This window comes from Cypionkella aquatica (assembly GCF_030161095.1).
Classification (GTDB): Bacteria; Pseudomonadota; Alphaproteobacteria; order Rhodobacterales; family Rhodobacteraceae; genus Cypionkella; species Cypionkella aquatica.
In genome coordinates, this window is the sequence record NZ_BSPP01000004.1 from 683,331 (window position 1) to 706,710 (window position 23,380).

24 protein-coding genes, 1 pseudogene and 1 riboswitch are annotated in these 23,380 nt (G+C 59.4%); of the genes and pseudogenes, 21 read left to right on the forward strand and 4 right to left on the reverse strand.

From position 1 onward, the window contains the following. Nucleotides 1–13: 13 nt before the first annotated feature. Nucleotides 14–883 carry a hypothetical protein gene (locus tag QQJ98_RS06750; RefSeq protein ID WP_284324562.1) on the reverse strand — a complete coding sequence of 290 codons (870 nt, stop codon included), beginning with the start codon at nucleotides 881–883 and terminating at the stop codon, nucleotides 14–16. Nucleotides 884–1,005: 122 nt separating this feature from the next. Here QQJ98_RS06750 and miaB point away from each other — a divergent pair, with 122 nt between their 5' ends. From miaB to QQJ98_RS06830, 16 genes and pseudogenes are all read left to right on the forward strand, one after another. Further along, the gene (gene miaB / locus QQJ98_RS06755) at nucleotides 1,006–2,307 is read left to right on the forward strand and encodes a tRNA (N6-isopentenyl adenosine(37)-C2)-methylthiotransferase MiaB (protein ID WP_284324563.1); all 1,302 of its coding nucleotides are present in this window, start codon (nucleotides 1,006–1,008) and stop codon (nucleotides 2,305–2,307) included. Nucleotides 2,308–2,522: 215 nt separating this feature from the next. Beyond that, entirely contained in the window at nucleotides 2,523–3,065 is a 543-nt protein-coding gene (locus tag QQJ98_RS06760; protein WP_284324564.1) for an OmpA family protein, read from the forward strand. Between the two features lie 5 nt (nucleotides 3,066–3,070). Further along, the gene (locus QQJ98_RS06765) at nucleotides 3,071–3,433 is read left to right on the forward strand and encodes a hypothetical protein (RefSeq protein ID WP_284324565.1); all 363 of its coding nucleotides are present in this window, start codon (nucleotides 3,071–3,073) and stop codon (nucleotides 3,431–3,433) included. Nucleotides 3,434–3,619: 186 nt separating this feature from the next. Next, entirely contained in the window at nucleotides 3,620–4,639 is a 1,020-nt protein-coding gene (locus QQJ98_RS06770; protein WP_284324566.1) for a PhoH family protein, read from the forward strand. Between the two features lie 160 nt (nucleotides 4,640–4,799). After that, a complete protein-coding gene (ybeY, locus tag QQJ98_RS06775) occupies nucleotides 4,800–5,300 on the forward strand; it encodes an rRNA maturation RNase YbeY (RefSeq protein WP_284324567.1) in 501 nt (166 codons plus the stop codon). A gap of 46 nt (nucleotides 5,301–5,346) precedes the next feature. Next, nucleotides 5,347–6,276 (forward strand): hemolysin family protein, encoded by a 930-nt coding sequence (locus tag QQJ98_RS06780; RefSeq protein WP_284324568.1) that lies wholly within the window; start codon nucleotides 5,347–5,349, stop codon nucleotides 6,274–6,276. A gap of 1 nt (nucleotide 6,277) precedes the next feature. Next, on the forward strand, nucleotides 6,278–7,741 hold the full coding sequence (gene lnt, locus QQJ98_RS06785; protein ID WP_284324569.1) for an apolipoprotein N-acyltransferase: 1,464 nt from the start codon (nucleotides 6,278–6,280) through the stop codon (nucleotides 7,739–7,741). A 34-nt stretch (nucleotides 7,742–7,775) separates the two neighbouring features. Continuing rightward, a riboswitch (SAM-SAH riboswitch) is annotated at nucleotides 7,776–7,823 on the forward strand. 7 nt (nucleotides 7,824–7,830) lie between these two features. Further along, the gene (metK, locus tag QQJ98_RS06790; RefSeq protein ID WP_284324570.1) at nucleotides 7,831–8,997 is read left to right on the forward strand and encodes a methionine adenosyltransferase; all 1,167 of its coding nucleotides are present in this window, start codon (nucleotides 7,831–7,833) and stop codon (nucleotides 8,995–8,997) included. Nucleotides 8,998–9,065: 68 nt separating this feature from the next. Next, nucleotides 9,066–9,515 (forward strand): DMT family transporter, encoded by a 450-nt coding sequence (locus QQJ98_RS06795; protein ID WP_284324571.1) that lies wholly within the window; start codon nucleotides 9,066–9,068, stop codon nucleotides 9,513–9,515. A 132-nt stretch (nucleotides 9,516–9,647) separates the two neighbouring features. Then, nucleotides 9,648–10,111, forward strand: a pseudogene (gene queF / locus QQJ98_RS06800) (preQ(1) synthase). Nucleotides 10,112–10,165: 54 nt separating this feature from the next. Further along, nucleotides 10,166–10,852 carry a tRNA (guanine(46)-N(7))-methyltransferase TrmB gene (gene trmB / locus QQJ98_RS06805; protein WP_284324572.1) on the forward strand — a complete coding sequence of 229 codons (687 nt, stop codon included), beginning with the start codon at nucleotides 10,166–10,168 and terminating at the stop codon, nucleotides 10,850–10,852. Between the two features lie 257 nt (nucleotides 10,853–11,109). Next, nucleotides 11,110–12,462, forward strand: a complete 1,353-nt coding sequence (aroA, locus tag QQJ98_RS06810) for a 3-phosphoshikimate 1-carboxyvinyltransferase (protein WP_284324573.1) — start codon at nucleotides 11,110–11,112, stop codon at nucleotides 12,460–12,462. Nucleotides 12,463–12,713: 251 nt separating this feature from the next. After that, complete coding sequence (locus QQJ98_RS06815; protein ID WP_284324574.1) at nucleotides 12,714–13,181, forward strand: hypothetical protein; 468 nt, start codon at nucleotides 12,714–12,716, stop codon at nucleotides 13,179–13,181. 120 nt (nucleotides 13,182–13,301) lie between these two features. Beyond that, nucleotides 13,302–13,961, forward strand: coding sequence for a hypothetical protein (locus QQJ98_RS06820; RefSeq protein ID WP_284324575.1), 660 nt, complete (start codon nucleotides 13,302–13,304; stop codon nucleotides 13,959–13,961). Nucleotides 13,962–14,011: 50 nt separating this feature from the next. Continuing rightward, nucleotides 14,012–14,593: a (d)CMP kinase gene (locus QQJ98_RS06825; RefSeq protein WP_284324576.1), complete on the forward strand. Its 582-nt coding sequence runs from the start codon at nucleotides 14,012–14,014 to the stop codon at nucleotides 14,591–14,593. Next, nucleotides 14,590–15,534: a capsular polysaccharide export protein, LipB/KpsS family gene (locus QQJ98_RS06830; RefSeq protein ID WP_284324577.1), complete on the forward strand. Its 945-nt coding sequence runs from the start codon at nucleotides 14,590–14,592 to the stop codon at nucleotides 15,532–15,534. Before QQJ98_RS06825 ends, QQJ98_RS06830 begins: the two co-directional genes overlap by 4 nt. Here QQJ98_RS06830 and QQJ98_RS06835 read toward each other — a convergent pair. Then, nucleotides 15,531–16,547 carry a LacI family DNA-binding transcriptional regulator gene (locus QQJ98_RS06835; RefSeq protein ID WP_284324578.1) on the reverse strand — a complete coding sequence of 339 codons (1,017 nt, stop codon included), beginning with the start codon at nucleotides 16,545–16,547 and terminating at the stop codon, nucleotides 15,531–15,533. The genes QQJ98_RS06830 and QQJ98_RS06835 overlap by 4 nt on opposite strands. Nucleotides 16,548–16,701: 154 nt before the next feature. Here QQJ98_RS06835 and QQJ98_RS06840 point away from each other — a divergent pair, with 154 nt between their 5' ends. The 3 genes from QQJ98_RS06840 to QQJ98_RS06850 all read left to right on the forward strand — a co-directional run bounded on the left by QQJ98_RS06840 (nucleotide 16,702) and on the right by QQJ98_RS06850 (nucleotide 20,280). After that, nucleotides 16,702–18,252 carry a sugar ABC transporter ATP-binding protein gene (locus tag QQJ98_RS06840; RefSeq protein WP_284324579.1) on the forward strand — a complete coding sequence of 517 codons (1,551 nt, stop codon included), beginning with the start codon at nucleotides 16,702–16,704 and terminating at the stop codon, nucleotides 18,250–18,252. A 13-nt stretch (nucleotides 18,253–18,265) separates the two neighbouring features. Then, nucleotides 18,266–19,264, forward strand: coding sequence for an ABC transporter permease (locus QQJ98_RS06845; RefSeq protein WP_284324580.1), 999 nt, complete (start codon nucleotides 18,266–18,268; stop codon nucleotides 19,262–19,264). 65 nt (nucleotides 19,265–19,329) lie between these two features. After that, the gene (locus QQJ98_RS06850; protein ID WP_284324581.1) at nucleotides 19,330–20,280 is read left to right on the forward strand and encodes a substrate-binding domain-containing protein; all 951 of its coding nucleotides are present in this window, start codon (nucleotides 19,330–19,332) and stop codon (nucleotides 20,278–20,280) included. Between the two features lie 69 nt (nucleotides 20,281–20,349). On the opposite strand, the gene QQJ98_RS06855 is transcribed toward QQJ98_RS06850, so the two are convergent. Both QQJ98_RS06855 and QQJ98_RS06860 read right to left on the reverse strand, forming a co-directional pair. Further along, complete coding sequence (locus QQJ98_RS06855) at nucleotides 20,350–20,847, reverse strand: cell wall hydrolase (protein WP_284324582.1); 498 nt, start codon at nucleotides 20,845–20,847, stop codon at nucleotides 20,350–20,352. Nucleotides 20,848–21,022: 175 nt separating this feature from the next. After that, the gene (locus tag QQJ98_RS06860; protein WP_284324583.1) at nucleotides 21,023–21,442 is read right to left on the reverse strand and encodes a lipocalin-like domain-containing protein; all 420 of its coding nucleotides are present in this window, start codon (nucleotides 21,440–21,442) and stop codon (nucleotides 21,023–21,025) included. 375 nt (nucleotides 21,443–21,817) lie between these two features. On the opposite strand from QQJ98_RS06860, the gene msrP reads away from it, so the two are divergent. Both msrP and msrQ read left to right on the forward strand, forming a co-directional pair. Then, nucleotides 21,818–22,717 (forward strand): protein-methionine-sulfoxide reductase catalytic subunit MsrP, encoded by a 900-nt coding sequence (gene msrP / locus QQJ98_RS06865; RefSeq protein WP_284324584.1) that lies wholly within the window; start codon nucleotides 21,818–21,820, stop codon nucleotides 22,715–22,717. After that, complete coding sequence (gene msrQ, locus QQJ98_RS06870) at nucleotides 22,717–23,316, forward strand: protein-methionine-sulfoxide reductase heme-binding subunit MsrQ (protein WP_284324585.1); 600 nt, start codon at nucleotides 22,717–22,719, stop codon at nucleotides 23,314–23,316. The genes msrP and msrQ overlap by 1 nt, the downstream gene beginning before the upstream one ends. Nucleotides 23,317–23,380 lie beyond the last annotated feature (64 nt).

The window sequence follows — 23,380 nt, forward strand, 5'->3', positions numbered from 1 at the left end:
TATGGCCTTTCACTTAGAACCACTGGCCCGGTTCCATCAATCCCAGATCCATCAATTGCTGGCTGTGCCAGTCAAAGGCGGTCGAGTTGTGCCATTTGAAATCAACAATATCAAACCGCGATCCGGCGTTCGACCGCAAAGCTTTTGCGGTGCGAAAGCTTACAATGGCAGTGGTGATATTGTGATGCCAAGGGCAAGCATAGGTGTTGTACTCTTCATCCGAAAAGGTGAAATCCGGCCGCAGCACCAGCCCCGGCTTGGCACGAAACAAGGCAATTCGGTCGATCTTACGGCGCGGCACCGGGATATGTTCTTCAAACCGCCAACGCAGGCCGCCAAAGAAATCCAACTGCCGTTCTTTGGGATAGTTGTGGTTGGCGACATCGGGGCGACCCAAGGCGTAATAACCAGATTTGTCCAGATGGGCGCGATCCAGCGATACTGCGTTGGGAAAGCTGTTCAGATCATCCGCGTAGAGATCGACGACGTAAGACAACACTGCATCACGACGTTCTTCGGTGTGAAACGCCAACATCTCGCGGATATTGCGGGTCTCGCAAAACGGGTGGAACAGATACTCGGCATTGTAGCAGTAATACATCCACAGGCCCGGAGCCGCCGCGATCACCTTGTTCACCGCGTCAACCAGCAGCTCGACCGTGGGGGTTTCATAGGGGATGCGGTGGATGGTGGCCTCAAGTTCGGCCGAGACGACGATGCCTTCCGAGGCGAACAGCAGAACCTGCGAAAAGCCTGCTCCAAGGTGGTGGCGAATGGTGGTATCAACCTCAACCGCGTCTTCAGCGAAAACCATCGCCAGCGGGCCCTTCGCCAAGACATTCTTTGCTTCGGACAGAAACTGATTAAGCGACGTGTATTTCATGCCCTGCCCATTTGCCTTTGGCTTGTTTGCGGCAGAATCCGTTAACAATCCATGCAACGCAAGCCCCGGCGTTGCGAAAGGCAGCGGATTGGCATAAGTGCCAAGCCAACCCGAGGTGCGCTATGGCCGATCCGAAGAAGCTTTTCATCAAGACATATGGTTGTCAGATGAACGTCTATGATTCCGAGCGTATGGCGGAAGCTATGGGTGCGGATGGCTATGTGCTGTCCGACAGCGCCGAAGATGCCGATATGGTGTTGCTGAACACCTGCCATATTCGGGAAAAGGCCGGCGAAAAGCTGTATTCCGATCTGGGGCGACTGAAAAAGCTGAAAGCGGCGCGGCCCGATGTGAAAATCGGCGTCGCAGGCTGCGTGGCACAAGCCGAAGGTGCCGAGATCATGCGGCGCTCGCCGATCGTTGATCTCGTTGTTGGTCCGCAATCCTATCACCGCCTGCCCGAAATGGCGCGCGCTGGCACGCCGCAGGTCGATACCGATTTCCCGCTGGAAGATAAGTTTGATCTGCTGCCCGAACGCAAAGCCACCCGCGGCCCGATGGCCTTTCTGACCGTGCAGGAAGGTTGCGACAAATTTTGTGCGTTCTGTGTGGTGCCTTATACGCGCGGCGCGGAAGTCTCGCGTGACCCGCAGCGCATCCTGACCGAAGCGCGTGGCTTGGTCGAAAAAGGCGTGCGCGACCTGACTTTGCTGGGCCAGAATGTCAACGCCTATCACGGTGACGGCTGGACGCTTTCAAAACTGATCCGCGAATTGGCGAAGGTGGATGGATTAGAGCGTATCCGCTACACCACCAGCCATCCCAACGACATGGAAGACGATCTGATCGCAGCCCATGGCGACGAGCCGAAATTGATGCCCTATCTGCATCTGCCGGTGCAATCGGGGTCTGATCGCATCCTGAAAGCGATGAACCGCAAGCACACCGCCGAATCCTATCTGCGCTTGATCGAACGCATCCGCGCCGTACGCCCCGACATTTTGTTGTCATCGGATTTTATCGTAGGATTTCCGGGTGAGACCGATCAGGATTTTGAGGATACACTGTCGCTGATCCGCGCTGTGAATTATGGCGCGGCCTACAGCTTCAAATACTCTGCCCGACCGGGCACCCCCGCGGCAGAAAAGCCCGAGATTGATGGCGATGTCGCCGATGCCCGCCTGCAAATCCTGCAAGCCTTGATCACCGAACAACAGCGCGGGCTGCAACAGGCGATGGTCGGGCGCGAAGTTGGCGTGCTGTACGAAAAGGCTGGGCGCGAGGCCGGGCAGATGATCGGCAAGTCGGATCATCTGCACGCCGTCTTTGTAAACGACCCGCATGGCCGCGTCGGAGAGATGGTGCGGGTGAGAATCTTAGCTTCGTCCTCCAACTCTTTGGCGGGCGCGCGGATTTCGGAATAGCTGTAAAATTGGCATCGTTTCCGCCGCGCCGCCAATCGTGGCGTTGGGTCATTTTTATTGACGAGCACGCAACAATTAGTCGTCAAAAAGCCTTATACCCATAGATTTTGCTTTACTTCACAAAGCGTGGTCGGCAAACCTGAGATCATATCTATGTGAATTCTACATGTTGAAGGGGAGCTGCAGCAGTGGATCGTTTTTCCAGAGCAGTGCGAATGGCATTCGGGGGGGCAGCATTGGCTGCGGGCCTGATGATGGCAAGCGGTGCCATGGCGCAAAACGCGCCCGAGATCGCCGGTAAGATCGAATGGGGCGTCTGGGTTGACGATGATGGCTGTATGCACTGGTGGGCAGATGGCGGTGTTGAGGGTTACATGCTTGATCGCGTGAACCCCAAGACCGGCAAGCCGGTTTGCCTCAAGCGCAACACCTGCCTTGTGCAGAACACCGACACGCTGTTTGCCACTGACAGCTCCAAGCTCACGGCTTACGGGCGCCGCTACCTGACCGATTTCTTCCAGAACGCAGGCGCGTTTGGTTATGCAATCTATGGTCATACAGACAGCCGCGCCTCGGATGAATACAACATGGGCCTGTCGCAGCGCCGCGCGGCCTCGGTGGCAAATGTCGCCCGGTCTGTAGGCGCCATGGTGGATCGTGAGATCGGCTATGGCGAGCGTCAACCGCGCGCAACCAATGCAACCGCCGCCGGGATGCAGCAAAACCGCCGCGTCGAAGTCGTCTGCTATAAGTGGTGATGAACATGTCAAAACACACGCTTTTCCCGCTTTTGGCCTTTGCCGCACTGTCGCTCAGCGCTTGTGTCGAAGGTGGCTTGAAACCCTATCAGCGCGATCCGAACACTGTGATCGCAACCAACCACGACTCGGGTCGCGATAAAGTGCCATTGGTAGAGGGTGAGGCTGCGATTGCCTATGATCCCGATGGTTGCCAAGGCTGGATCATTGACGATGGTGTGGAAGGCTATTCTGGCCGCCGTTACGACCCGGTTTCGGGTTTGCCAGTTTGTAACAACCACTATCCGCCAGGAACCGTGATCGGCAATTATCAAACGGCTTCGGCACCGATCAGGGATTATGTGCCCTACGTTCCGCGCCGCAAGTAATTTAGGCACTGCTAAAGTGACGAAAAGATCCCGGAAATTTCCGGGGTCTTTTTTTATTGCCCGGTTCTTGCGCAAAGATGTCGCTGTCATCACTTTGATATCAAGTACATGCAGGTTGTTCTTGCCAGACCCTTTGGCAGGCATACACTACATATAGACGTTATCTGAACCGCTAAGGAGATCCCTTTGGGCATCAGCGCGCTAACTCCCCCGACCCGTTCCGAGGATATTGTCGAGACTGTCCTCGAATTTCCCGATAACCGGCTTTTGATCGGCCTTTGCGGTGAGTATGACCGGAATTTGTCGCAGATCGAGCACCAGATGGGGGTGCATGTGCTACGCCGAGGCAACCGACTTTCGGTGATCGGCGACAAGGCCGCGCGCGAGCAAGCAGCCGCGGTTTTGCGTTCACTTTACGCGCGACTTGAATCCGGTCGCGGCGTGGAAGCGGGCGATATTGATGGCGCGATGCGCATGGGGCGACCAATGCCTGATACCAAAATCGAAGGCACCGAGCAGATCGAAATGTTTAACGGTGGCGGCGGGATAGAGCTGCGCACCCGCAAAAAGCCAATTGAACCTCGGACCGAGGCGCAGAAGGAGTATGTGAAGAACCTTTTCGCCAATGAGATGGGTTTTGGCATCGGCCCGGCCGGTACCGGCAAGACTTATCTCGCCGTAGCGGTCGGCGTGACCATGCTGATCTCGGGCGCTGTTGAGAAAATTATCCTGTCGCGTCCGGCGGTTGAAGCTGGCGAGCGTCTGGGCTTTCTGCCCGGCGATATGAAGGAAAAAATCGACCCCTATATGCAGCCTTTGTATGATGCTTTGAACGATTTCTTACCTGCAAAGCAGATCCAGAAGCTGACCGAGGATAAGCGGATCGAAATTGCGCCACTGGCCTTTATGCGCGGGCGGACTTTGTCGAATGCCTTCGTCGTGCTGGACGAAGCGCAGAACGCCACCACGATGCAGATGAAGATGTTTTTGACGCGTCTGGGCGAAGGCTCCCGCATGGTGATTACCGGGGATCGCACGCAGGTCGATCTGCCGCGCGGCACCGCCTCGGGTCTGGCGGATGCCGAGCGGATTTTGAAAGGCGTCAAAGGCGTGACCTTTAACTATTTCACCTCGAAAGACGTGGTGCGGCACCCGCTGGTGGCGCGGGTGATTGAGGCTTACGAGCGCGACGAAGCGCAGGGCTGACATTCTGCGGCGCGTGATCTGAATGGTCGCGTGCCGCAGAATCCTTCTTGAGCGCTGACGCGCGGGTGGGGGGCTTTGCCCCCCCCCGCTTCGCTCCCCCTAGGATATTTGCGCCAAAGTGAAAGCTTGAGACGGGGCTTCGCTTGGGCTATGGGGCGGCATGGAACCTTTAGTTGATATTGTTTTCGAGGATGCGCGTTGGGAATCGTTTGGGCTGCCGGCGTTGGCCGACCCTGCAGTGCGGGCGGTTTTTGCGGAACTGGGGCTGGCAGAGGCGGGCTTTACCTTGTGTTTGATGGGCTGCGATGATGCGCGGATCCTTGAGCTGAACGGCGATTTTCGTGGCAAGGCCAAGCCGACCAATGTGCTGAGTTGGCCGTCTGAAGAGCGCGGCGCGGCAGAGGGCGCGGTGCCTGATCTGCCAGAGCCGGGCGAGCCTGATGATGCCGAATCCCTCGGTGATATTGCCATATCCTATGACACTTGCGCGCGCGAAGCGGCCGAGGCTGCCAAGCCAATGACCGATCATGTCAGCCACCTGATCGTGCATGGCGTGTTGCATTTGCTGGGGTATGATCACATTCGCGCCGCTGATGGTGATCTGATGGAGGCCGTCGAAGTGCGGATACTTGCGCGGCTGGGGCTTTCTGACCCATACTAGCGGCACGACATGTCAGCCCCATTGGGGCGTTTTGGAACAAGGACCAATGGGCAGTAGTAACGACGGGTTATCCGCTGCGCCGCAAGGGCGTGGGGATGATGAAACGGCCGAGGTCGCACCTCGGGGATTCTTCGGGCGGCTTTTGTCTGCTTTCAATTCATCAGACAGCAGTGAGGGCGATGAAGAGGGCGCGGCTTTGTCGCAGTCCAAAGGATCGCCTTTGCTGGGGCTAAGCAATCTGCGGCGGCTGCGGGTCGATGATGTGGCCATCCCCAAGGTTGAGATCGCAGCGGTGCCTTTGGACATCGGCAAGGACGATCTGGTTGAAGCGTTTCGTCAGAATGGGTTCAGCCGTTTGCCGGTCTATAAGGGCACGCTGGATCATCCGCAGGGCTTGGTGCTGCTCAAGGATCTGGCCTTGCAGCATGGCTTCGGTGCTTCGGGGCGCTTTTCGTTGAAAAAGCTGCTGCGCCCTGTGTTGTTTGCGCCACCGTCGATGCCTGCGGCGACCTTGCTGCAGAAGATGCAGCGCGACCGGGTGCATATGGCCTTGGTGATCGACGAATATGGCGGCGTTGATGGGCTGGTGACCATCGAAGATCTAATTGAAACCGTGATCGGTGAGATCGACGACGAGCATGACGAGGTCGAAGGCGCTTTGTGGAAAGAGGAATCGCCCGGCGTTTTTGTGGCGCAGTCGACTGTAGCGCTGGATGATTTTGAGGCTGCGATCGGCATGACCCTGCGCAATGGCGAGGACGACGAGGATATTGATACGCTTGGCGGGCTTGTGTTCCTGCGGACGGGCCGGGTGCCAGTGCGTGGCGAAATCGTGCTGCATGAATCAGGGGCCGAGTTTGAGGTGCTAGAGGCTGATGCCCGCCGGATCAAGCGCTTGCGTGTGCGGTTGCCCGGGGCGGTTGCACCTGTTGTAACTGCGCCGCCGGATACGACGCTCTCTGACGTGGACGGCTGACTTGCGCTTTGGATGGCTCGGTCTGCGACCAGTGGCTTTGGCTGCTGGCTTGGGTGTTGTGGTGGCTTTGGGGCAGGCACCGCTGGGGGCGTGGTATCTCAGCTTGCCTGCGCTCGCGATGCTGATCTGTTTGGTGGGGCGCAGCACCGCGCCAGTCTGGGCGGCGTGGTTTGGCGGGGCGGGCTATTTTGCGGCAGCGCTGAACTGGATCGTGCAACCCTTCATGGTGGATGCGGCGCGCGATGGTTGGATGGCGCCATTCGCGCTGGTGCTGATGGCTTTTGGCATGGCGCTGTTTTGGGGGCTGGCCGGATGGTTCAGCCGCTACAGCCGCAGCCCGATGCTGGCCTTTGCTGTGGCATTGGCGGCAAGCGATCTGATGCGCGGCTATGTGCTGACGGGGTTTCCTTGGGCGTTGCTGGGTCATATCTGGATTGCAACGCCGGTGGCGCAGCTTGCGGCTTTCGTCGGGCCCAATGGGCTGTCACTGCTCACCGTGTTGGTCGCGGCAGGGCTGGCACTGCGCCGACCGCTGCCTGCGGGATTGGCAGTCTTGGGCCTTGCTGTGGCTTGGGGGTATGGGTTTTGGGCACTGGCGCAGCCGATGCCCGCAGATCGGGGCGTTACTCTGCGGTTGGTGCAGCCCAATGCGGCGCAGCAGGCCAAATGGGACCCTGCCTTGGCGCGCGTGTTCTTTGACAGACTGCTGAGCCTCACCTCCGCCAAACCGACCCCCGATCTTGTGATCTGGCCGGAAACCTCGCTGCCCTATGTTCTGGATCGGCACCCCGAGATCGGCGGCATGATCGCCGAGGCGGGCAATGGCGCGCCAGTGGCGATTGGCATGCAACGGGTAGACGGCGACAAGGCGTGGAACTCGCTTGCCGTGATCGCGCCGGACGGCATGACAAGGGCTACTTACGACAAGCATCATCTGGTGCCGTTTGGCGAATATATCCCGTTCGGCGATGCCTTGTTCCAATGGTCCAATATCTCGGCCTTCGCGTCGCAATTGGGCAATGGCTACATGGCCGGGCCTGGGCCGCAACTGCTGGATCTCGGGCCGAAACTGGGCCGCGCCTTGCCGTTGATCTGCTACGAGGCAGTGTTCCCGCAAGACCTCCGCGGCACCGAACGCCCCGATTGGCTGCTGCAAATCACCAATGACGCGTGGTTTGGGCATTGGACCGGGCCATTCCAGCACGCCGCGCAATCGCAGCTGCGCGCGATTGAACAGGGCCTGCCGCTGGTGCGCGTTGGCAATACCGGGGTGACGGCGATCTATGATGCGCGTGGTCGGGTCACCGCCAGCCTGCCGTTTGAAATCTCCAGCTATCTGGATGCTGGCTTGCCAGGTGCGCTGCCTGTTACAACCTACGCGCGTTTTGGCGAAATTCCGGTGCTGCTGTTGCTGGCAGCACTCGCCACCGCACTGTTGCGAACCCAGAAACGGCGCAAGCCTTGACCTTCCTGCGAAATTGGCGCTAGGCAGGCCGATAAACCCCGCACAACGGCTTCCTGGCGTGCGGCGATAACCCAACGGAGCACTTCCCCATGAGCCGCAAGTCCTATGTTTTCACCTCGGAATCCGTGTCCGAGGGCCATCCTGACAAGCTGTGTGATCGTGTGTCAGACGCTATTCTGGATGCTTTCCTGACCGAAGAAGCCAACGCGCGCGTCGCCTGTGAAACCTTTGCCACTACGGGCCGGGTTGTGGTGGGCGGCGAGGTTGGTCTGTCTGACAAAAAGGCCCTGAAGGGCATGATGGATCGCGTCGAAGACATCGTGCGGGCTTGTGTCAAAGACATTGGCTACGAGCAGGATGAATTCCATTGGAACACCCTGAAAGTGCAGAATTATCTGCACAAGCAATCGGCCCATATCGCGCAGGGCGTTGATAAAGACGGTGCCGGCGATCAGGGCATCATGTTCGGGTATGCCTGCCGCGAGACACCAGAGTTGATGCCAGCCCCGATCCAGTATTCCCACGCGATCTTGCGCCGCTTGGCCGAAGTGCGCAAATCCGGCGCCGAGCCGACGCTGCGCCCGGATGCGAAATCTCAGCTTAGCTTGCGCTATGAAGACGGTGTTCCGGTTGAGGTGACCTCGATCGTGTTGTCGCACCAGCACGCGCTGGAAAGCCAAGGCTCGGATGATATTCGCGCCATTGTCGAACCCTATATCCGCGAAGTGCTGCCCTCGGGCTGGATCACCGAGAAAACCGAATGGTGGGTCAACCCGACCGGGACGTTTGTGATCGGCGGGCCGGATGGTGATGCGGGCCTGACGGGGCGCAAGATCATCGTGGACACCTACGGCGGGGCTGCCCCACATGGTGGCGGCGCGTTCTCGGGCAAGGATCCGACCAAGGTAGACCGCTCGGCAGCCTATGCGGCGCGCTATCTGGCGAAAAACGTGGTGGCAGCTGGTCTGGCAGATCGCTGCACACTGCAGGTGTCTTATGCGATTGGCGTGGCCAAGCCGTTGTCGATCTATGTTGACACCCACGGCACCGGCAAAGTTGAGGCCGAGCAGATCGAACGCGCGGTTGCGCAATGCATGGACCTGACCCCGCGCGGCATCCGCGAGCATCTTGCTTTGACCAAACCGATCTACGCCCGCACCTCGGCCTATGGGCATTTCGGTCGCGCACCCGAACTGGATGGCGGCTTCTCGTGGGAGAAAACCGATCTGATCGACGCGCTGAAGGCAGCCGTCTAAAATTCCGGCCTCTGCGCAGCCTTGTTGCGGGCGCAGAGGCAATTATGACGATAGACGGAGTGCTTTGAATGTCCGCTGACACTTTGCGTTACGCCTCAATCATGCTGCTAGCGGGCATCGGTATTCCGATCCTTGCAGCGCTGAACGCCCAACTTGGTGCGCGGATCGGCGGTCCGGTCGCGGCTTCGGTCGTGTTGTTCGCGGTGGCGTTCTCCGCTTGCGTGATCGTGTTGCTGTTCTCGGGTCAGGCGCAGGCGTTTGCCGCGATGTCCGCACAGCCGAAGCATCTGTTCATGGCCGGGTTGTTCGTCGCATTTTATGTGCTGTCTGTCACATGGGTCGCGCCGCGCTTTGGTGTTGGCAACGCAGTGTTCTGCGTGTTGTTGGGTCAGATGATCGCTGCCACAATGATCGACCATTTTGGCCTTTTTGGCGCGGTGGTGCGCACCGTCTCGCTGACCCGTGGCATCGGCCTCGCAGCCATGGTTGCAGGGCTTGCGCTGATCCAACGCGGCTGACTGTGTGATGTGCAGGGTTAGACTGCAATAGCTGCGGCCTCGGGGGGCATCGAGCCCCCACTCGGCCGCGTTGCCACGGAACATTGCATGGGCACCACACAAGGTGACGGGCAAGTGTGATCTGAGGCTGCTGTGACGAAAACGGATGTCTCGGGTCTGACGCAACTTGGTCAGACCAGCAGTTTGCCTGCAAGCCCGGATTACGCGCTGCTAGAGAAAGTCCTGCAAGTCAAGCGGACACGCTTTACTGTGTACGCTTCACCGCGCCCGAGTTCACTTCGATCTGCCCGATGACGGGGCAGCCCGATTTTGCGCATATCGTTATTGACTACATCCGGCGTGATTTGCTGCCAGAGAGCAAATCGCTAAAGCTCTACCTGCACAGCGTCCGCAATCACGACGCTTTCCACGAAGATTGTACGTTGGGCATCGGCAAGCGATTGATCGCGCTGCTTGAACCGATCTGGCCGCGCATCGCGGCCTATGGGTTCCCGCGTGGTGGCATCCCGATTGACGTGTTCTGGCAAACCGGTAGCCCACCCGAAACCGTCTGCCTGCCAGGCCAAGGTGTCGCCCCCTACCGTGGTCGGGGTTGACGCAAGCCCTAATCCAAGGCTAGAGGCCGAAATCGAAACCACAAGGCGACCCCCATGTATGATCCCGTTGAACGCCGCAATTTTTACGGTCGCGTGCATGGCAAAACGCTGCGCGCCAGCCAGAAAACCTATCTTGAAGAAGACCTCGACCGCCTGAGCTTGGCGCGGGTGACGCGCGACGAGAATCCAGAGCGCGCCCCGATTGATCTGACTCGCTTTGCAGGCAAACCCCTTTGGCTGGAAATCGGCTTCGGCGGCGGCGAGCATCTGGTGCATATGGCCGCGACCTACCCTGAGATCGGCATCATCGGCTGCGAGCCTTTCGTGAACGGTATTGCCATGCTGCTGGGCAAAATCCGCGCAGCGAATGTGGAAAACCTTGCCATTCACCCCGGCGATGTGCGCGACCTGTTCGACGTACTGCCGACCGCCTCAATCGCCAAAGCCTTTTTGAACTACCCGGACCCTTGGCCAAAAGCCCGCCACCACCGCCGCCGTTTTGTCACCGAAGGCTACCTCACGGCGCTGTCGCGCACTCTGCAACCCGGCGCCGAGTTCCGCGTGGCCACTGACATTCCAGATTACGTGCGCCAAACCTTGGAAGAAGTGCCGCAAGCAGGCTTCACTCTGCTCAACGAAGGCGACCAGCCATGGTCCGATTGGCTTTCGACTCGCTACGAACAAAAAGCCCTGCGCGAAGGTCGACCACCGCATTACCTTACTTTCCAGCGCAACGCCTGACCCGACGGTTTAAGCGCGCCGCGCGGGAGTATTTCTAAAAGAGAAAATCCAAACACGCGCCTGAATTGCTCTTTTCAAAATACTCCCGCCGGAGGCTTCAACAGACCCCCATGCGCTGCCTCTTCGTACCATCCCGCGATAGCAGCGTTTGAGTGCCCCCTCGATGGGGGCCGAGAACGCAACCCTATCAGGTCCACCGTGGACCCCGGCTCTTGCTTGCGCTATCAGGTTTGCAAATTGCCACTGATGGAGCCTCCATGTCCGCCCATGCCACCGCCCAACCGATGACCGCACATAAATCCGGGCCGCTGAGCGGCACCGCTTCGGTGCCGGGCGACAAATCTATCAGCCACCGCGCGCTGGTTTTTGGCGCGATGGCAGTCGGAGAAACCAAGATCACCGGGTTGCTCGAGGGCCAAGATGTGCTCGACACCGCGAAAGCGATGCGGGCGTTTGGCGCGACGGTTTTGCAGCATGGGCCGGGGGTTTGGTCGGTGAATGGTGTCGGTGTCGGCGGGTTTCAGGAGCCTGCGGATGTGATTGATTGCGGCAACTCGGGCACCGGCGTGCGTTTGATCATGGGAACGATGGCGACGACGTCGATGACGGTGACCTTTACCGGGGATGCCAGTCTTCGCAAGCGACCGATGGGGCGGGTGACAGACCCGCTTTCGCTGTTCGGCACGCAGGCTTACAGCCGCAAGGGTGGGCGGTTGCCGATGACGGTTGTGGGGGCGGCCAATCCGGTGCCGGTCCGCTATGCTTTGCCGGTGGCGTCGGCGCAGGTGAAGTCGGCCATCCTGCTGGCGGGGCTGAACGCGCCGGGGCAGACGGTGGTGATTGAACGCGAGCCGACGCGGGATCATTCCGAGCGGATGCTCCTGGGTTTTGGCGCGCAGTTGAGCGTCGAGAAAACCAGCGAGGGCAATGTCATCACCTTGACCGGGCAGCCGGAGCTGCGGCCGCAGACAGTGGCTGTGCCGCGCGATCCTTCCTCGGCGGCGTTTCCGGTCTGTGCGGCGCTGATCGTTGAAGGCTCGGATATCTTCGTGCCTGGGGTTAGCCAGAACCTGACCCGCAACGGCCTTTATCTGACGCTGGTGGAAATGGGCGCGGATATCGAGTTTCAGAACCCGCGCACGGAGGGGGGCGAGCCTGTCGCTGATCTGCGGGTGCGGTTCTCGGATAATATGAAGGGCATCGAGCTGCCCCCGGAACGTGCACCGTCGATGATTGATGAATATCCGATCCTGTCCGTGGTCGCCGCCTGTTCCAACGGGAAAACCGTGATGCGCGGGGTTAAGGAATTGCGGGTCAAGGAATCTGACCGGATCGACGCGATGGCGCGCGGGCTTGAGGCTTGCGGTGTCAGGATCGAAGAGGATGAGGATACCTTGATCGTGCACGGTATGGGGGCCGGCGGCGTGCCGGGGGGGGCGACCTGTGCCACCCATATTGACCACCGCATCGCGATGTCTTTTCTGGTGTTGGGGATGGCCGCGAAGGCGCCGGTTTCGGTCGATGATGCCTCGCCCATCGTGACCTCTTTCCCGATTTTTGAGGGGTTGATGACCGGGCTGGGTGCGACCTTGCGGGCTGGCGGGCAGTAGGATTTCGGGTGGTCCCAACTCGGGACCATTTTTGATCGTTTGAAATCAATGGCTTAGGGTGGCTGAATTAACGTATTGTTAAGGTTTGACGCCAAGACCTGCGCAATCACTTTCTCCACGCCACGCCACGCCACGCCACGCCACGCCACGCCACGCCACGCCACGCCACGCCAGCCTTGAGCGGGGACTCTTGGTCGGAATGAACAGGTCGAGGCCCCGGCTCAAGGCCGGGGCGGCGAGGGGGGGGTGGGATGCGTGTGCTTTACGGGGTTTTGCCAATCGCCGCAGCGCTGACTTACGGTGTTTGGCAGCATTACGCGGCGCAGGTCTATGTCGGCGATCTGCCACCGTTTGATCTGCATTTCTATGACTATGATGAGGCATTAGTCTACGTCGCTGGACTGAACCCTGATGCCAAGGCCATTTATCTTGGACCGTTGCGCAGCGCTGATACCGCCCTCATGCTGTTGCTCGCCGCCACTCTGATTGTGCCGGTTTGGCGATTGGGCTGGCTATGGTGCTTGCCGGCGCTGGCCTATGCGACGTTTGATTTTTTTGAAAATGGCACAGTTGCCGCACTGCTGACTCATGGGATTCGCGAAGCTGGCGAAGTTGATACGGTGACGTTGCTGACATTATCAAAATTCGTGACATTGGGAATTGCGGGCGTTTTGGCGCTGTGGGGACTTTGGCGGATGCGGGGCAGGAATGGTGGGTGAAATCTGGCATCCACCGACGGCTCTGCGGTCGAGGCCCGGTGGCGCTTGGTTTCGCGGCGAGGTATAGAGGCGTAGAGGCGCGCAGGGGCGGGTCGTTGTTACGCCAAGGAAGGGCATCAGATGGGAACTTTTTACGCAGCCGTCGAGGTGTTTGACCCGGAAGGCCCAACCTCAATGCCCGATGGGGCGGACTATGGCGGCGAGGCACGGTTTTTCGTGCTGACCGCCGAAGATCTGTCGGAAGCCTTGGCGACCTTGGCCAATTCGATTGCGGTCAATGGCTTGCGGTTGGATCGGGTGCTACACGCAGGCGCCGTTGAGGCGTTTGACGACGAAATCCTGCCGTTTGAGATCGACATTGATGGCATGGCAGAGACGGCGCAGGGCTCGGGCGAGATTTGCGTGTCTGAATCGCATCCGTTCGAGCCGGATGAGACCGATGGCGTGGCCTCGGGCGTCTATGCGGTCTGTATTGATGCGTTCGATATGGAATGGGCGGATGAGGACGAGGGCGAATATGGCGGGCATTACCAGCTGGCGGTGATCAAGGCTGATACCGCGGCAGAGGCGTTGCAGCAGTTGGTCGAGGATTTCGCGGCCGAGGGCATTGTGATCATCTCGCTGGAGGGTCTGGTCGATGCCAAGGCGTTTCCGTTTGACGCCTATGAGTTCCAGTTCGAGGAAGACGATGCGGTGGGCGAAGTGTTGGAGCAGGGCGGCATGATCGTGTCGAACGCCTATGCCTATCCGCCGGAAGCGCCGCGCAAGTTGGACAGCTGATTGGGGGCTAGCCCCCAAACCCCCAGGATATTTGTGCAGAGAGGATGACCATGCGCTTTACAGTGGCCATTGACGGGCCTGCGGCGGCGGGCAAGGGCACGATTGGACGGGCTTTGGCCGCGAGATTTGGTTTTGCGCATCTGGATACCGGGCTGCTCTATCGCGCGGTTGGGGCGCTGGGGGGCGATCCGGTGGCGGCGGCGGTTGGATTGCGGGCCGAGGATCTCGCGCGCGACGATTTGCGGTCAATGGCTGCGGGTCAAGCGGCGAGCCAGGTCGCGGTGATCCCGGAGGTGCGGGCGGCTTTGGTCGATTTTCAGCGACGCTTTGCGCGGGCCGAGGGGGGCGCGGTGTTGGATGGTCGTGACATTGGCACGGTGATCTGCCCCGAGGCCGAGGTAAAGTTGTATGTGACGGCCAGCGCCGAAGTGCGGGCGCATAGACGCTGGCTGGAGGTTGGCGGCGACGCTGGCCGTGTGCTGTCCGAAGTGATCGAGCGTGACGCGCGGGATATGGGCCGGGCTGAGGCGCCGTTGCGGGCGGCTTCGGATGCTTTGCTGATTGATACCTCTGACATGGCGATTGCGGCTGCAATTGCGGCGGCAGTGGCGGCGGTCGAGGCGCGGTTGTGACAGCACGGGTCGTGCTGCACATTCCAGCGCGGATGATTGCGGGCGTTGGGGTGGGCAAGCCGCTGCTATACACCCGCATCCGCGATTGTCTGCTGGCGCGCGGCGCGGGCGTCGATCTGGTCGAGGGCTTTGACAAGACGGCGTGGCGCGAAGATGGCAATTTGCACATCGTCGAGAATGGGGCGGGGCAAAGGCCGGGGGTTCTGAACGCGGCGACGGCCTATTTCGGCGGCTTTTTCCATGTGGACCCGGTGGGGATGCAGGCAGCGAGCAGCATAGGCGGGCTCAGCTATGATCCGGCGGCACTCGATCCGGTGGCGGCGGCGGTCTATTTTCAGGCGTTGCGGCAGCGCTTCGTCGCGGCGCGGCAGTCGCGGTATAAACAGGCGAAGGCGGTCAGCGATATTCCGCGGGGGGCGCTTGCGGTGTTTCTGCAAGGGCCCGCGCCGTTGCGCAACGGTCAGGCCTATTGCGATTTTAAGACGATGCTGCGCGCGGTTTGTGCAGGTGCGGGTGGGCGGGAGGTCGTGGTCAAGCCGCATCCGCTGCAGCTTGAACTGGGGGCAGAGATCATCGCCTCGATCCGCGCGGAAGGCTTTCAAGTGATTGAGACCGCAGCGAATGTGCATGACATTCTGGCAGCCTGCAGCGCCACGGTTTCGATCAATTCAGCGACGGCGCTTGAGGGGTTTTTGCATGGCAAGCCTGCAGTGCTGTTCGGGCGATCTGATTTCCACGCCCTTGTGCAGACGGCGCGCAAGCCTGCGGAGTTTGAGGCGGCTTTGGCGCGTGCCTTGGCCAATCCACCGGACTACGCCCGGGCGCTGTATTGGTATTTTGGGTTGAACTGTCTGGATATGACGGCAGACAGTTTTGAGCCACGCCTGCTTGCGATCTTTGATGCGGCTGGCTTTGATGCGGCGCGTTTGGGCTTGAGCTAACGCCGGGGTGGCGGGCCGACCGAGTTGCGCACCACCAGATCGGGGCGCAGCAGGATTTCGGTTTCGGTCGGTTCGGTGTCGGACAACAGTTGCAACAGGAGGGTCATCGCGTGTTTGCCGATCAGGCCGCGCGGTTGGCGGATCGTCGTCAGGCTGGGCTGCATGAAGCTGGCCTGCGGCACATCGTCAAACCCGGTCACCGAGAAATCACGCGGCACGTCGTAGCCTCGGGCTGTTAGGCCTAACATGACGCCGATGGCGGTCTGGTCGTTCACGCACATGAAGGCAGTGGGCAGGGTGTCGCGCAGGAATAACTGATCGACCGCCAGCCGCCCGCTTTCGATGGTGCCGTCGCCATCCATCACGATGCGAGAGGCCGCCGGGATGCCTGCGGCGTCTAACCCCGCCTCACATCCCAGACGGCGACGGGCATAGGCGAGGCGGCTGCGATTCTCGCCGATGAAGGCGATTTTGCGGTGGCCTTCGGCGATCAACAACTCCACCGCTTTGCGCGCCCCTTCCAGATCATCGACGCCGACGTAAGGGATGCCGCCGTTGAACACGGGTTCAAACACCCCGACCGTGGGCGGCAGGCGGGCGGTCATCGACTGGTGGCCAAAGGGCAGGATGCCGGTAAACAGGATCATCCCGGCAGCTTGGTTCGAGCTGAAGAACTTCAGGTACTCCATGCCCCGCTGAGCGTCGTTCTGGGTATGGCCGATCAGCACGCCATAGCCGTGCGCGCGGGCCTCATTCTCTAACCCCACGAGAATACTGGAAAAGTTCGGGTCGCCAATGTCGGGGGCGACCACAAGGATCATGTTGGATTTGCCCAAACGCAGGGATCGCGCCATCGCGTTGGGTGTATAGCCTGTGATCGCAATGGCTTGGTTGACCTTCAACCGCGTCGATTGCGCCACCTTTTCCGGCAGATGAATGGCGCGGGAAACCGTGGCGATCGACACCTCGGCTATGCGGGCGACATCTTCGATGGTGGCGGGGGAATTCGACACGGGGAGCAGGACCTATCATTGCTTGCGCTACAGCCTACAGGGCGGCGGCGCTGCGTGCAAAGCAGATGCGTGATTGCTGCAATGTAAACCTTTACATGAAAAAATCAAACCACTACACATAACGGGCGGAGAGGAGCCGCGAAGGGGGGAAGTCATGGAGTCAGAGCCTGTGGGCGTTGGCGACGTTGTGGTGCCAGCACCGCAAGACATTGTTCTATCTGCACAGCGCGTCAGCAAATCCTTTAACGGGGTGCAGGTGCTGTTCAGCGTAGATTTCGACCTGCGGCGCGGTGAGATTCACGCGCTGATGGGCGAAAACGGCGCGGGCAAATCGACTCTGGTGAAGGTGCTTTCGGGCTTTGAACAGCCAACCTCGGGCGAAATTCTTTTGGATGGCAAGCCGGTGAAGCTGCCGCCGAATGGCGCGGCAGAGGCCTTGGGCATCGTGGTGATCCATCAGGAATTCAACCTTGCCGAACATCTGACCGTTACCGAAAGCCTGTTTCTGGGGCGCGAGGTGGCGCGGTTTGGCGTGTTGGACCGCAAGTATATGCGGCGTGAAACCCGGCGCGTACTGGATATGCTCGGCTCGCACATCTCTGAGTCGGCGCAGATTTCCAGCCTTTCCGTCGCAGATAAGCAGATGGTGGAAATTGCCAAGGCCATCAGCCGCGACGCCCGCATCGTGTTTATGGACGAGCCGACCGCCGTGCTGTCGCGGGATGAGACCGAGGCGCTTTTCAAGCAGGTGCGCAAGCTGCGCGATCAGGGAACCAGCTTTGTTTTTGTGTCGCATAAGTTGGATGAAGTCACAGAACTGACCGACCGCGTGACGGTGCTGCGGGATGGACAGTGGGTGAAAACCGCGCCGACCGCGTTGCTGGATGGCGAGTCGATTGCGCAGCTGATGGTCGGGCGCGAACTTTCCAGCCTGTATCCGCAAAAGTCGGAACCGAATGTCGATGAGACGCGGGTTCTGTCGGTGGTGGGGCTTTCGACGGCGCATGTGCGCGACGCGCATTTTGATCTGCGCAAGGGCGAAATTCTTGGCTTTTCCGGCATGATCGGATCAGGCAGGACCGAGTTGATGGAGGCGATTTCCGGGCTTTGTCCGCGCATCTCGGGAGAGGTGCGGATTGGCGATCAGGTGATGCCGGCTGGTGATATTCAGGCGACCGCTGCAGCGGGGCTGGCCTATATGACCAAGGACCGCAAAGCCAAGGGGTTGTTGCTGGGCTCGGACATGCAGGCCAATCTGACGCTGCAATCCTTGGATCAGCATGGCCGCTTTGGTTATCTGAGTCCGGCGAGTGAAAAAAAGGCGCTGGCCCGCGCGCGCCGCCGCTTTGATATTCGGGTGCGTGATGCCGGTGTAGTGGCGGGACGGATGTCGGGCGGCAATCAGCAAAAGCTATTGCTGGCCAAGGTGATGGAGATCACGCCGAAAATTCTGATCATCGACGAGCCGACGCGCGGCATCGACGTAGGCACCAAGCAGCAGATCTATCACTTCATTGCGGCTTTGGCGCGCGAGGGCTGTTCGGTGATCGTGGTGTCTTCGGAAATGCCAGAGGTGATCGGGCTTTGCACCCGCGTTGTGGTGATGCGGGCGGGGCGGATTGTCGGCGTGCTGGAAGGCGACGAGATCAACGAACAGGAAATCATGCGCTATTCCGCAGGGTTGAAGCAGAAAGCGGTGGCGTAAGATGGGGGACACGATGACGACTGAAGATCAGGCCGAACCCAAGCGGCGCTGGCAGGACGTGGATTTGCGCGCGGTGGCGCCATTCGTGGCGCTGGCTTTGCTGTTGTTGCTGGGGGCGATGGTCAATTCCAACTTCATCAGCATGAACAATCTGGCCAATGTCGCCACCCGCAGCGCCTTTATCGCGCTGATCGCGGTAGGGGCGACGTTTGTGATTTCCTCTGGAGATCTGGATTTGTCGGTGGGCTCGATGGTGGCCTTTGTCGCCAGTCTGATGATTTTGTTCATGAATTCGGGCGTGATTGCAGACCCCGGCATCATGATTGCCGCCGCGATTGTGCTGGCCTTGGTCGTCGGGGCGTTGTGTGGGCTGGCGAATGGCTTGATCACAACGGTCGGCAAGATAGAGCCGTTCATCGCCACCCTTGGCACGATGGGGATTTATCGCGGCCTGACCACTTGGCTGTCCCAAGGTGGTGCGATCACCCTGCAATCGGCGGAACAGCAAGACCTGTATCGCCCCGCCTATTTTGGCACCATTCTGGGGGTGCCGGTGCCGATCATTGTCGTGTTGGTGGTGACCTCGATTGCGGCGTTTGTGCTGTATCGGATGCGCTATGGTCGGCATGTGGTGGCGGTGGGATCAAACGCCCATGTCGCGCGCTATTCCGGCATCAAGGTTGACCGGGTGCGGACTTGGGCTTTCGTGATCCAAGGCGTGTGCGTGGCGATTGCGGTGATGCTCTATGTGCCGCGCTTGGGGTCGACCTCGGCCACCACGGGGATCCTGTGGGAGTTGCAGGCGATCACCGCCGTTGTCATCGGCGGCACCGCTCTGAAGGGCGGCGCAAGCCGGGTCTGGGGCACGATCTGCGGCGCCTTCATCCTGGAACTGGTGGGCAACATCATGCTGCTGTCGAATTTCATCAGCGAATATCTGATCGGCGCGATCCAAGGGGCCATCATCATCATTGCCATGTTGGTGCAACGCTCGCTGGTGCGGAAATCGTGAAACATCGGCCGGGGTTTGGGTCGCCCGGCTGCATACTGCCAGACCCAACCAAAGGGAGGAATAAAATGCGTAAAGGACTATTGAAGCTTGCGACGGTTGCGACACTGGCCTTGACCACGGCCAGCTTTGCCCAAGACAAGAACTACACCGTCGGTGTGTCGATCCCCGCAGCCGATCATGGCTGGACTTCTGGCGTGGTGTTCCATGCCAACCGCGTGGCTGAAAGCCTGATGGCGACGCATCCGGGGCTGAACATCATCGTCAAGACCTCGCCCGATGCGGCGTCTCAGGCCAACGCGCTGCAAGACCTTGAAACCCAAGGCATTGACGCGCTGGTGATCCTGCCAAGCGATCCCGATCCGCTGGTGAACTCGATCAAAGAGATCAAGTCGAAGGGCACGTTTGTGGCCATCGTCGACCGCGCGCCTTCGGTGAATGACGAGTCCGTGCGCGATCTGTATATCGCCGGGAACAACTATGCCTTGGGCGAAACGGCTGGCAACTACATCAAAGCCACCACCCCGGACGCCGAAGTTGTGGTGATCCGTGGTCTGCCGATTCCGATCGACCAGACCCGTCAGGATGGTTTTGACAAGGCGATTGAAGGCTCGAACGTCAAAGTGCTGGACCGTCAGTTCGGCAATTGGAACCGCGATGACGCCTTCAAAGTCATGCAGGATTATCTGACCAAGTTCCCGAAAATCGACGTGGTCTGGTGCCAGGATGACGACATGGCCGTTGGCGTGTTGCAGGCGATCGAGCAGGCTGGCCGCACCGACATTCAATATGTCGTGGCAGGGGCAGGGTCGAAAGACATGATCAAGAAAGTCATGGATGGCGACAAGATGATCCCGGTTGACGTGCTGTATCCGCCAGCCATGGTTGGTACCGCGCTGGAGATGACCGTCGCGGGCCTTTATGCCCAAGTGCCGATGCGCGGCACCTTCACCGTTGATGCGACGCTGATCACCAAAGAAAACGCCGCACAATACTACTTCCCCGACTCGCCGTTCTAAGTTCTCGGCAAGTTGAATGACACGCGCCTGCCCATTGATTTGGGCAGGCGTTTTCATGCAATTCTGACTTTACCAGCTCTGCGGCGTGATCCCCTCTATCGGGGCAGGCGGTGTCGGTTGCGTCACCAGCGCGGGCTTGCGGCGTTCATAAAACGCGTTGCCGCCTGTCACCAGAACGTAGTGAATGTTGTTATAGTCGGCGTGGTAGCCGTAGGTGTGAAAGAATTGCGCGTTCTCGATCAGCGGATGCCGCTCGCCCGCGAGAACCGATCTTGCCGCGCTTTCGATCAATGGGGCAGAGCGGCTGTCCATTTTCTTGCGCATCACGCCGGGGGCAAACTGTTTCTTTTGCCCGACAACGCCGCAAACCGTATGGGGATATTTGCCGGATTCAACCCGGTTCATCACCACGCTGCCCACGGCCACCATGCCGTCACGGCTGGATCGGTTCGATTCGAAATACATCGCCCGCTCCATACAATTCAGCTCTGTATGGCCGCAGCCGACCAAAGCCAAAAGGCTGGCCGCCGTGATAAGCGCGCGCGTTCTTGCAAAGGCAAGTTGCATGGTGATGGTCCTACTACTGCTCATATTCTTGTTTTTTGGCAGATTAGCAGAGACTACGGCCATGCATCAACATTGAACCCGTCCACTGGCACCGCAGTTGCCGCCCATCGGCAGCAATCGCCGCTTTCGACCGCTTGCGGCTTTCGCCCCAGCCTAGCGCACTAGACAGGCGCGGTCACACCCGCTGCCATTTCAAAATCCCGCGCGCTTTCTGCCCGCCAAACATCGGGTGCAACACCACAGGCGTCATCAGCGATAAAACATCGCCAAACAGCGAGAACTCTCGCGTCTGTTCGCCGCCAACCCAATCGGGATACCATGCAACCTCGACCGTGGTGATCAGCTGGTTTTCGGCCTCGATGCGGAACGGGCCGGCATAGGCCAACATGCTTTTGAACAGTGCCGCCGCTCCGGCATCGCCTTCGGCAGTCTTGCGGTCTTTGGTGGTGATCATCGCCATCATCCGACTGTCGGCTGTGATCATCAGCAAGCCCTGTGGATCGTCGCCAAACATATTGCGACGCTCATCGCTCTCAAGGCTGGCGAATTGATGCGACAGCAGCCGCCACGTGCCAATCAGATCTGCAAGCGCCATGATGTTACCTTCAAGTTGGGGTGGGGGCGTTATGGTGCAGTGTTGCGGCTTGGTCAGGATGCAGTCAACGCCAAAGCGGGCATCGCGGATTTGTGAGGGTCATGGCCGTAACATTCCATGGCATCTTGCGAAGGCTGTTCGATGCCTGTGGCCCTGTGTGGCTGTGGAGCGGTCGCAGGGGAGTCTGCAAACCTTACCAAAGTGTTAATGAAAATCATTAACCAATTGAAAGTAAATGAATTTCAAAAGTGTCCACGCGTGGACAAGCTGCGATCACTTATATTTCACCGTCCTATCACAGATGTGAGATCAGATGATTTTGTCTTTTCCGAATTCTGCGTCATCTTGTTCCCAGCACAATAAAGGACGCCAGCGATGACCTATCAGCCGCAATTCAGCCGCGCCGACGTAACCCCGCAAAACCTGTTTCTCAATCGCCGCGCCCTCTTGGCCGGGGCAGCCGCCCTCAGCGTCGCAGGCCCAGCACTTGCAGCCAGCCCGTATTCTACGGACGAGGCGCCGAATAGTTTTGAAGATATCACGACCTACAACAATTACTACGAATTCGGCTACGACAAGTCCGACCCCGCCGCCTATGCGGGCAGCTTGAAAACCGATCCTTGGTCTGTGGTCGTCGATGGCCTCGTCGACAATCCCGGCACCTATTCGCTGGCTGATCTGATCGCAGACCAACCGATCGAGGAGCGCATCTATCGTTTCCGCTGCGTCGAGGCATGGTCGATGATCGTGCCATGGCAGGGGTTCCAACTGTCAGGCTTGCTGAACAAGCTGGGCGTGCAGGCGGGCGCGAAATATGTGGCGTTTGAAACCGTGGTCCGCCCGGATGAGATGCCGGGGATCTCTGGCGGCATGATCGACTGGCCCTATCGCGAAGGCCTCCGGCTGGACGAAGCGATGCATCCGCTGACGATCATGGCAACGGGTCTTTACGGCAAGCCGATGCCGAACCAGAACGGCGCGCCGATCCGTTTGATCGTGCCGTGGAAATACGGCTTCAAATCGGTGAAGTCTATCGTGCGGATTTCGCTGATCGCCGAGCAGCCGGTGACAACTTGGAACACCCTCGCCGCGAATGAATACGGCTTTTATGCCAACGTGAACCCCACGGTCGATCACCCACGCTGGAGCCAGGCCTCTGAGCGCCGCATCGGGGGCGGCCTGTTCTCGGGTCGCGTCGATACGCTGATGTTCAACGGCTATGGCGACCAAGTGGCCAGCCTGTATGCCGGCCAAGATCTGACGAAAGATTACTGATGATAAACAGCATCAACCAAGCCGCCCGCCGCATCCCGGCCTACACGATATATATAGCTGGCATTGCGCTGGCGGCCTGGGTGATCTTTTCGTCGCTGTCCACTCCTGATCCGGCCAAGGTGTTGGAGCGGGTTCTGGGCATCCGCGGCTTACAGATCCTGATCGTCACGCTCTGCATCACACCGCTGCGCTGGTACGGCATAAACCTGCTGAAGTTCCGCCGCGCGCTGGGGTTAATGGGGTTCATGTTCATAGCCCTGCATCTGATGACCTGGGTGGTGCTTGACCTTGCGCTGCGCTGGTCCGAGATTCTGACCGAGCTGACCAAGCGCCCCTTCATCATCGTCGGGATGCTGGCGTTTGTGGCACTGATTCCTTTGGCGGTGACATCCAACAACGCGATGATCAAACGGCTCGGCGCTCTGCAGTGGAAACGGCTGCATTGGCTGGCCTATCCGGCAACTTTGGCGGGGGCGGTGCATTTTGTGATGATCGGAAAGGTGTATACCTTGGAATCAGCGCTCTATTTTGCTGCCGTCGCTGCTCTTTTGATCGCGCGGCGTCTCAAATCGCGGAAAAAGCTGGCACCGACGGGATGAGTCGCATCGCCACATCTGCGTTCTTGCTTAAGAAAGTTGCGTTTGGTTTGGGTTTTTGTGGTCG